Origin of the sequence: Evansella sp. AB-rgal1 (genome assembly GCF_041820985.1) — a bacterium.
Classification (GTDB): domain Bacteria; phylum Bacillota; class Bacilli; order Bacillales; family Salisediminibacteriaceae; genus Evansella.
The window spans coordinates 1-10,027 of record NZ_JBGUAU010000059.1; the positions used below are offsets into that span (position 1 = coordinate 1).

The following is a 10,027-nucleotide window of genomic DNA, read 5'->3' on the forward strand; positions in this document are numbered from 1 at the left end:
AACTTACATCGTTGTTTTCACAGCAACTTTTTTATTATATCGAAATAACATCCCGCTGTCAACAACTCTCTCATCTTGTTTCTCATACTTTTTTTCAAGACAATAATTACTATATCACAAAAAGTAATTCTACGCAATGCGTTTGTTAGAAACAATAGTTTATATATTCAAATCCATTGCTTTATGCGTACATCAATTTTAGCGACAAGATTTATATTATCATAAAAATAATTCCTTAGCAATACCTTTTTTTGATTTTTAGTTTTTAAAATTTTAGGTAAAGGGATCTAAGTTCTGCGCAATTAATTCTCGAACACAGAATTATAATTTACCACACGAACTTTATATTAGCAATACAGATTAATAAAAAGCCCCTAAAAAAATAACTCCCACTAATCTGGCTTATATCTTTCCAGAGAAAAAAGCTTTACTAAATTGAATACCTTAACAAAGGATTTCCACAAAAGTAATTATTAAAACACATTTTTTAAAAGAGTTTCTCGTTGTTAAAAAATCATATATAAATTAAATGCGAATATAAATTATAAATAGCATCTAACTTCCTAGATTCGTTCTAGTAAATAAGAATAAAGGGGCCTATATTCTATGAACACCAATAAAGTAAACTACTTTCAATATGTTCTACTTATATTGCGTGATCCCGATTACGTAATTACAAAAAGCTATAAAGGGTTTTCTAAATTTGGACTTATTAATATTATAACTCTTTTTTCATTATTCTTTTTTCACTCGTTCATTCAGGAAACACTTCTATTAGATAGAAGCTGGGAAATCAAAAATATACTTATAAGTTTAAAACTAGTCTTTTCCCTCTTTGCTCCATTCATTACTGTTTTCTTCTTAATGAATTGGGTTGCAACCAAAGTAATTGATAAACAAAGTATTTCTTACTACCTAGAGAAATTTGGTGCCGTACTTTTTTATCCAACATTTTTCCTTTTAACTTCTATAATACTTCAATGGTATAACGTTATTGGTTATCCTTGGTTAAAAAATATATCAATGATTTTTATATACATTGGAATTTTTATAGTCTCCTATTTATTTGCAGCTCGAGATAATTATAAAATATCAGCATTATTTGTTATTGGATTTTATTTTGCATCAAAGTTTTTGTACTTTGCTTTTTAAAACATATTTCTTCACAATATATATCTTTCTATAATTTACAGATTTTATTAAGTATTCATTTCAATGGAAGTATACGGATTAAATAATTCCCTATATATTACAAATCCTTCATAGTATAAGAAGGAGTGATAATAAATAATTTACTCATTCAATAAAATATTTTAAGACTGTTAACAATAATTGACTAGTTTTACTCCCTATTTCAATTTATCACAATGATCATAAACTTAAATTACTTGCCTTTTTACTAAAGTCATATACCCGAAAAACACAAAATTAGTTAAAATAGTAAAGGTTGGACTTAGATTCATTCCCTATTTTCTACGCTTTAGCAAGATTAAACATTCGTTTTCTTTTGGCTTTATGTGAATTGTTTGAGAATAGAAAGTCTAATGGAACTAATTCTTAAGAAAAAAACTCCTTATTTTTAATAAAATAAAGAGGTTTTACCCATTATATTTATTTTATCCTAACAGTTTACTTATCCATGTAATCTTCTACGAACCTCTATTAGGATGGTTTGAATTATCATTCACTAGTTTCTTAATCCATCCCCACTACCCCACTCCTTCTTTCTAACAAAATCACGTCCCGCCAAGTATTCTCTATTTTTCCTATCTTCTCTCTCTTTCCTACCTCACGAAAACCAAACTTTTTGTGTAATGCAAGGCTAGGACCATTATCAGGAAAGATTCCGGACTGTAGTGTCCAAAACCCGACCTTCTCACTTTCATTTATTAATGAAGCTAAAAGTTTTGTTCCAATGCCTTTTCCTCTATACGCTTCATGTATGTATAAACTTAATTCGGCCACCCCTGAGTAGACTGCTCGGCTAGAATATGGTGTTAATGCAACCCAACCTGCAATTTGCTTATCCACTCGTGCAACCATTCGGCAATCTAGTAAATACTTCATATCCCATTCTTCCCAGGATGGAGTTTCCTTCTCAAACGTGGCATTTTTTGTTTTAATTCCTTGAATATAAATATCACGTACTTCATTCCAATCAGTGCGCAGCATTTGCTCTATTTGAATGGACTCCATTTTTTCTCACCTAATTTCTTATTTAGTAATTGAAATTCGATGTTTGTTATTGAATTTCTTTTAGATTACATAATAGAGGAAAGTTGGGTGAAATGCTACTGCATTATCTTGAATGTAAGTCAAAATAATGTACTCCCTCAGTAAAACATGCCATGCACCTTTCTCGTTATACACTCAAAAACTTCAACTTAGAATAAGGAAAGACAATAACAGCGTCTTCCCTTACATTCCAACATCTAATATTAATAATGTGCAAGAAGCCCTTTACTCATGGCAACCCTCTCACAATATAAGAAAAACACAAGACCTACCAAAAAGTAAACAATACCGTTTGCTGCCAGTATCACAAAATCCATTCCTGCCATTTGAGACAACGTAACTCCATTTATCATGACATCTCTTACCATGTCTACACCCTTTACAAACGGGAAATATGTTAAAAATGGTGCTACAGATATTGGAACAAATGCTAATCCAGCCAAAATAAACTGTAAAATTTGCAAAAACGCTTGAACCTGCTTTAATATAATAGAAATTCCAGCAATTATGAACCCTAATCCAAACATACTAACAAAAGTTAATAACAAGATAGGTACTAATGAAATCACATCTATATTCAACCATTGCCCTGTCGTAAGCATGGACAAATATAACAGTACAACAATCATAAAGAAATTAATCACCGTTGTTGACATAAGCCTCGCCATTAAGATTCTCCAAATCCCCATCGGTGACATACTTAATTGCTCCAACGTTCCACGCATGGCTTCGTTCGTTATTTGCCAGCCAACATCACTCACAATCATCATCGCCAAAAACCAGAAAATATAGTTTACTATTGCGTATTGAATATTACTATCTACCGTTGTAGGGTCACCGACAATGCTAATTCCAAAGAACATCCCTAAGAAAATAATATAGAAAGTAAAAATCATAGCCAACGTATTAGGTAAGTATCTCTTTAATTCAATATATTCCTTACGCATATTCGCTTTAAGAAGATTGAACCATTGCATGTTTATTTCCTCCTTTCACGATCTCCATAAATATTTGCTCAAAATTAATAGTCTTTCTATCTATTGCTTCTACTGGAGTTCCCTCCATTTTTAACACATCAAATAAATCGTAAATTTCCTCACTCTTTGCTAAGTCTACTTCTAGTGTAGATACAATCGTATCCTCTTCATAGTGATAATCTGGAAACTTCTGAAGTAAAAGTTGTTGCTGCTTTCCACTTAGTAATCCACCTAAAGAGATTGTATACGAACGAACTTCAAATAATCTCATTAAGTTTGCCACTTTGTCGTCTGTAACAATTTGTCCATTATTGATAATCACCGTCCGCTCACATAAATTCTGAACAACATCCATATCATGCGTACTAATAATGATCGTACGATTATCTTGTTCTGCAATACTAGTTAATAACTCTCTTACTTCATACCCCGTCTCCACATCCAACCCTAACGTTGGCTCATCTAGTAAAATAACATCACTATCCGCTAGCATTGCAACAGCAATAGCCAATTTTTGCTGCATTCCACGAGAAAGACGGTTTACGAGTTCTGTTTCCTTATCCTTCAAGTGAAATTTTACTAAGAGATCTTCAACTCGTTCTAATACTTCCTTTCGAGAAGCTCCACGATTCCCCGCAAAATACTCAAGGTTTTCCCGTACTGTTAACCGCCAATATAAATTTCTATTCCCCTCCAAAACAGCACTAATATGACGCAACGATTCTAACCGCTTTTTCTGATTGTTCAAGCCGTTTATTGTTATTGATCCTGAATCAGGTATCAATAACCCACATATCATTTTTATCGTTGAAGTTTTTCCCGCACCATTAGGTCCTAGCAAACCAAGAATCTCCCCGCGATTCACTGTAAAAGACACATCATTCACAGCTTGAATATACTCCTTTGATTTTCTCTTTTTATACGTTTTCATTACATTTTTAACCTCAATAATAGGCTCCATCATCCACTCATCCTCTCCAGCTGAAAAACAGCGTTCATTTCTTACTTACAATAATATCGTGGTTACATTACTTTCACTACATGCCAAAGGAGGAAATCAACTACGTCTTAGGGCGTATATTTCTCTCATACATACGAAGCACCACTTCAAAAAGTTTCCCTAGAAAAATAAGAAATTGAAGTACTAATAAAAATATGAACTAACAAGTGAACCATAATAAAAAAAGCGCCTCAATAGCTGACTAGCTAATTGAGACACTTTTTTTATACTTGAAATTTTCTCACTGCTTGTTGTAACTCTTCAGCCATTTGACTAAGAACTTCGGCAGAAGAAGTTATTTCCTCCATAGAAGCAGCTTGTTCCTCTGCAGCTGCAGCAACATTTTGTGTATACCCCGCTGATTCCTCTGCAACTCTCGAGGTATCCTCGACTGCAAGAATCATAGATTCTCCACTCCCTTTAATTTGTTCCACAGCAGAAGCTACCTCTTGAACTTGTGCAGATACATCATTTATTGCAAAGGATATCTCATCAAATGAAAGCCCAGCTTTATCAACAAGTCCTAGACCTACATCAACAGACAGTTTTCCTTCATTCATATTTCGAGCCGAATCTTGCACTCCAGCTTGGATATCATTAATTAAACTACTGATCTGACCTGCCGATACACGAGATTGTTCTGCTAATTTTCGAACTTCATTTGCAACTACTGCAAAACCTTTTCCTTGTTCACCAGCCCTTGCAGCCTCAATTGCTGCATTTAAAGATAAAAGATTCGTCTGATCTGCAACCTCTGTAATAAGCTTAATTATTTTACCGATTTCGTCGGATTTCTGTTTTAAATCTTGGATGGAGTTAAAAGTAGCATTTGCTTTATCATTAATCACATTCATTTGCTTCACTACATTTGTAATCAATTGAGATCCGTCATTCGATTTTACAGAAGTAGTCAATGCAGAGTTTTTCACTTGATCTACATTATTAGAAATTTGCTGAAGTCCCCTTGATATCTCAGAAACTTCTCTACTCAATTTACCTGTACTTTCCACTTGTTTCTCTGATCCCACTGCTACTTCTTGTATAGAACTGGCGATACTCTCTGTTGCTTTGCTTGTTTCATCTGCACTTGCACTCAATTGCTCAGATGAAGCTGCAACTTGTTCTGACATTTCCGTTATCTGAAGAAGAAGTTTATGTAAGCTACTTTTCATTTCATTATATCCTTCTGATAACTCTCCAATCTCATCTCCAGAATTAATGATTAATGTTTCGGAAAAATCACCTTGCCCTGCTTTTTTCAATGCAGTTGTTATATTTTTCAATCGTTTTTTCAATCTTGCTGAAAAAACGAATACCACTATTGTTGTTATAAAAATCATTCCACCAATTGCACTTAATAAAACAATTAAAATGGAACCGATTGTATCATCGATATATTCTTGCGACACACCTACGTACCACATACCAATTATTTCACCAGTGCTGTCCTTTAACGGTTTATAAGCGGTTTGTATGGAACTACCTAAAACATTAGCCTCACCAAAATACGTATCACCATTAACTAATGCCGTTTCAACAACAGTGTCACTCGCCTTTGTACCTACAGCCCTTTCTCCATTGACCACTACTGTTGTTGTAACACGAGTGTCACCAAGAAATATCGTTGCTGTTCCCCCCGAAAGAGCAACGATCTTATCCACAATATCTGTATTATTATTTATTAATGTATCCCCTTTAAATAACTGTTCGTCCACGATCTTCCATGGGCCAGGATGCCTTATATCAATAATCTCGTACCCCATCGCTAAATCAGATCGAGCTTTCTCTATTGCAACATCTTTAATACCACTTACTACATCCTGTTGAATAATAAGATAAATAGCAAAACCAAACACTAGTAAATTACTAATGACTATTAAATTAATTTTCAAACTTAATCTCATATTATGTATTATTTTCCCCACAATTAACTTCCCCCTTTAAAAGTTATATAAGAAATTTAGATACTTTCCATTCGTTATCCCAGTCATCCCCTCCAACTTAAAGTATAAATTGTTAGTTCTATTTTACTATGAAATGACTGAACTAATCTTTAATTAAGTGAATTTTTTGTCGAAATTCGACGAATAATTGTCGGAATTGTGACAAATAAAAAGACACTGAAAAAGATAAACTTTCTTTTCAGTGTCCTTCAATTGTGTCGCTATATGCATAAATTTTTACACAAGTATTGTTTTGTATATACTAAGAAAAACTCTTCACCCACGGGTACCTCACAAACTTCGGCTGAAACCCACAAGACAGATAAATCGGCAATGATGACTCCACAACAACCGTTTCAGCCCCCGCTTCCATACAGCGGCAAATACTTTCCTGAACAGCAATTTTTCCTAAGCCCATTCGACGATAATCAGGATCTGTGCACACAGGCTCCACATATCCAACCCGAAGCTCATCCATCAACCACATTCCAACATAAGAAACAAACTCACCATTTGGCTCCTCCACAACTACAGTTAAATCCTTCCGGAAATTCGGTGCCGACTGCATCAATTCGCGTTCAGCAACCCCCTCCTCCGGCGACTCTCCCTCATGATTGAAACCACGCCATTGCACACGATCCACCTTCACCAAATCATTATCCTCCGCCAAACTTTTCAGCTTAAACCCTTCAGGAAGTTCACCAACAATTGGGCTCTCCTTTATCAAACAAATTGTGTAGTAATAGAGATGTTTCTCCTGCTTTATAAATGCTTTTTTGGAAAACAAAGATGAAAGGTCCTCATCAAAGTCATTTCCGTATACAGTTAACTTTCTGGTTCCATCATCCAATAGCTTGGTCAAATAATGTTCCGCATGATCCAACATCTCTGGTTTCAAAAACTCATAATCAGGATGAACGGTAAAAAAAGCCTCCCCTAAGTCAAGTTCATTATGTACAACAGCAACAATCTTCCCACTGTCCTCCCATATTCCACTGTTCTCTGCATGTTCATCCTTATAATCGGAGTGAAAATGCATGTATTCCCAACGAGATGGCAACCAATTTCGAAATCTGTCACCAGGTTTATACGTTTCCACTAATAGTTGATACACACGTTCGTAATCTCTTTCCCTCCTATAAAATCTCTTCTTCAACCGCACACCTATCCCCTCATTCCCATATAATTTACTCCTATCTTATTTGTAACAAAAAAACACACAAAATGTGTGTTTTATTTTGACATTTTAAAGACATATATATTTTTAAACTTCTAAATTTTTCATTGTTTTTATAATTACGTTTGTTAAAATATGTACTCCGTCCATTATCGCTTCTCGATTAAAGCTCATATGTGGATGATGTAATCCTGGAGTCAACCCACATCCTAGCCCGAGCATCGTTGCTTTTATATTAGGATGTTTCACTGTGTAATGATGAAAGTCCTCTCCCCCAGAAGTAACAACCGGTGGACATAAATTTTCTTTCCCTAGTACATCGATAATCGCTTCTTCCATGAAACGCTGTGCATCCGAATCAATTTCGGCTGCTACTGATCGACCAGCCATATCCAAATCTATAGAAACTCCATAAAGATTTGAAACAGAAGCAATCAACTGTTCTTTCAATTACTGCACTTGTCATTTACTTATCCCATAATTTTTCTTCCAACATTTCCATTATGTCGTATGGGCCTGAACCTTTATTAGAAGGTACTACAAGCTTTGCCTGATACTCTGGATATAATGATGAATGAAAACTAACACCTGGATCATATCCCATAACATGATATTTAAAAATTTTATCGTTTCTTTTTGTTATCCATACACCATAACCATAAAATTCATTTTTTTCTACATGGATAGAAGGAGTAAATAATTTGTTGGTAAGTTCTTCACTTAACAACTTATGTTTTTCTATCCCTTCCCACATTTTCATCATATCCATTGCTGTTACAAAAGCTCCTCCATCGGCACCTCCTGTAATAGGTATAGAATAAATATTTGTTCTCCAAGTACCATCTGCATGATCAATATATCCATAGGCAGTATTTTTAGGTAGATTATCTAACGAAAAATATCCGGAATCATTCATTCCGCAAGGTTTAAAAACATTATTTACTATATAATTAGTGAATCTAGACCCTGAGATTTGTTCCACTATTAGTCCTAAAATAATATATCCAGCATTATTATAATGAAATCTTTTTCCTGGAGAAAACATCATTTTTTCATTTTGAAACATAGGTAAAAAATCAGATAACTCAAGGATACGGTACATTGGTTTACTTTTCCATAAATCTTCAAAGTCATCCATAATGGTCTCGTCAAAATAATCGGGAATTCCTGAGCTATGGGTGAGTAAGTGGTGAACGGTAATATCTTCATTAAAATGTGGAAAATCTATAGGTAAACATTCTTTTAATTTGGTTTGAAACGAGAGAACGCCTTTTTCAACTAATTGGCAAATTGCTATCGCAGTAAACAACTTACATCCTGAAGCTATTCCAAACCGAGTGGAGATTGTATTCCTTAATTCGTCTGCTCTATTCGAGTACCCGTAAGAGGATTGAATGATAATATCATCAGCCACTTTTACAAAAATAACACCTGTAAAATCAATTTTCTCACAAACCTCATTAACTTTTTGGTTAACCTGGATAGTCTCCATTTTCCACACCCTCGTTCTTGTGTCTTCTCTTAATCTTATTCGACATATATTGTGGCTTTTCCTTTTTGATTAAGAAAGAAGAGTTAGTTAGATTCTGATTCAAGAGATTCAGTATATTCGCGGTATCTGAACATGAGCAACCCTTAAGCTAATGAAATCTGAAAATCTAGATAAAAGCAAAATATTTCATCCCTTTAGTGAAGTTAAATGTATTAAAACAAACTAATAATATTCTTCTTGATTAAATGACATAATAAAATGATAGAAGGAAGAGGTGGAAGTAATGGATAAAAGCAATAAAACTATCGTAGGTACAAATATTAATGAAGTAAAGAAATTAAATAGTAATTCAGGTCTCACGTATAATCAAGCAAAAATAATGTTAGTTAAAAAAGAAAACATCTATCAACTGACAAGAATAAAAGCATTGACAAATTTATCTAAGTTATAACAATAAGCAATATGTATCTTACCAAAATTTTTAATTCGTTCCTTTTCAAATAAGTCAATATAAAAAAAGCTTGAAGACTGTTTTCATTGTCCTCAAGCTTTTTATTTTAGCATCTATTGTATTGTTTAGTACTATGTAGTTTTTGGTGCGGGTGAAGGGAGTCGAACCCCCACGTCATAAGACACTAGATCCTAAGTCTAGCGCGTTTGCCAATTCCGCCACACCTGCTTTAGAAAAAGTAAAAAGGTATAAAAAATCCAAAGTTCATAATCGAACAATGGTTTAAGTAACGTGGTACTGGCCAGAGGACGTGAACCACCAACCTACTGATTGCAAGTCAGTTGCTCTACCAATTGAGCTAGGCCAGCACTCTATATTATTGGTGGAGCCTAGCGGGATCGAACTGCTGACCTCTTGCTTGCAAGGCAGACGCTCTCCCAGCTGAGCTAACGTCTCAAAAATCGCCTAGCAACGCCCTACTTTCACAGATGGAAACCCCCAACTATCATCGGCCCTGAGCTTAACTACCCTGTTCGGCCTCGGATCACGATGACCGGCGAATCTCTTCGTTTCCTGCACTCGTTCGATTCTCATGGGCATAGCCCATTCCGAGTCTCTCTCCCTTGTTTCCTCGACCTTTTTGGTCCTCCTGATCCTCGGTTCTAACTTTGTTAATATATAAATACCTTTCCTTCATTAACAAGGAAAAAAACCAATAAAAAAGCCATCCTCGATTTAGGATGACTTTATCT

The 10,027-nt window shown here is 34.6% G+C and carries 10 protein-coding genes and 2 tRNA genes; 2 read left to right on the forward strand and 10 right to left on the reverse strand.

Going from position 1 to position 10,027, the window contains the following annotated elements; all coding sequences use genetic code 11:
- Positions 1–606 precede the first annotated feature (606 nt).
- Positions 607–1,152, forward strand: a complete 546-nt coding sequence (locus tag ACERII_RS25360) for a hypothetical protein (RefSeq protein ID WP_373645782.1) — start codon at positions 607–609, stop codon at positions 1,150–1,152.
- Between the two features lie 543 nt (positions 1,153–1,695).
- On the opposite strand, the gene ACERII_RS25365 is transcribed toward ACERII_RS25360, so the two are convergent.
- The 7 genes from ACERII_RS25365 to ACERII_RS25395 form a co-directional block, all read right to left on the reverse strand.
- Entirely contained in the window at positions 1,696–2,196 is a 501-nt protein-coding gene (locus ACERII_RS25365) for a GNAT family N-acetyltransferase (protein ID WP_373645784.1), read from the reverse strand.
- A gap of 242 nt (positions 2,197–2,438) precedes the next feature.
- Positions 2,439–3,212, reverse strand: coding sequence for an ABC transporter permease (locus ACERII_RS25370; protein ID WP_373645785.1), 774 nt, complete (start codon positions 3,210–3,212; stop codon positions 2,439–2,441).
- Positions 3,190–4,173, reverse strand: coding sequence for an ABC transporter ATP-binding protein (locus ACERII_RS25375; RefSeq protein WP_373645795.1), 984 nt, complete (start codon positions 4,171–4,173; stop codon positions 3,190–3,192). The genes ACERII_RS25370 and ACERII_RS25375 overlap by 23 nt, the downstream gene beginning before the upstream one ends.
- Positions 4,174–4,436: 263 nt before the next feature.
- On the reverse strand, positions 4,437–6,137 hold the full coding sequence (locus ACERII_RS25380) for a methyl-accepting chemotaxis protein (protein ID WP_373645786.1): 1,701 nt from the start codon (positions 6,135–6,137) through the stop codon (positions 4,437–4,439).
- Positions 6,138–6,417: 280 nt separating this feature from the next.
- Positions 6,418–7,311: a GNAT family N-acetyltransferase gene (locus ACERII_RS25385; RefSeq protein WP_373645787.1), complete on the reverse strand. Its 894-nt coding sequence runs from the start codon at positions 7,309–7,311 to the stop codon at positions 6,418–6,420.
- A 108-nt stretch (positions 7,312–7,419) separates the two neighbouring features.
- Positions 7,420–7,782 carry a M20/M25/M40 family metallo-hydrolase gene (locus ACERII_RS25390; protein ID WP_373645789.1) on the reverse strand — a complete coding sequence of 121 codons (363 nt, stop codon included), beginning with the start codon at positions 7,780–7,782 and terminating at the stop codon, positions 7,420–7,422.
- Between the two features lie 16 nt (positions 7,783–7,798).
- Positions 7,799–8,824, reverse strand: coding sequence for a serine hydrolase domain-containing protein (locus ACERII_RS25395; RefSeq protein WP_373645791.1), 1,026 nt, complete (start codon positions 8,822–8,824; stop codon positions 7,799–7,801).
- Positions 8,825–9,107: 283 nt separating this feature from the next.
- On the opposite strand from ACERII_RS25395, the gene ACERII_RS25400 reads away from it, so the two are divergent.
- Positions 9,108–9,275: a hypothetical protein gene (locus tag ACERII_RS25400; RefSeq protein WP_373645793.1), complete on the forward strand. Its 168-nt coding sequence runs from the start codon at positions 9,108–9,110 to the stop codon at positions 9,273–9,275.
- Positions 9,276–9,418: 143 nt separating this feature from the next.
- Here ACERII_RS25400 and ACERII_RS25405 read toward each other — a convergent pair.
- From ACERII_RS25405 to ACERII_RS25415, 3 genes are all read right to left on the reverse strand, one after another.
- Positions 9,419–9,503: transfer RNA gene (locus tag ACERII_RS25405), tRNA-Leu, on the reverse strand.
- A gap of 64 nt (positions 9,504–9,567) precedes the next feature.
- Positions 9,568–9,643: transfer RNA gene (locus ACERII_RS25410), tRNA-Ala, on the reverse strand.
- A 176-nt stretch (positions 9,644–9,819) separates the two neighbouring features.
- On the reverse strand, positions 9,820–10,027 hold a 208-nt coding region (locus tag ACERII_RS25415), incomplete at its 5' end, for a hypothetical protein (protein WP_373645794.1).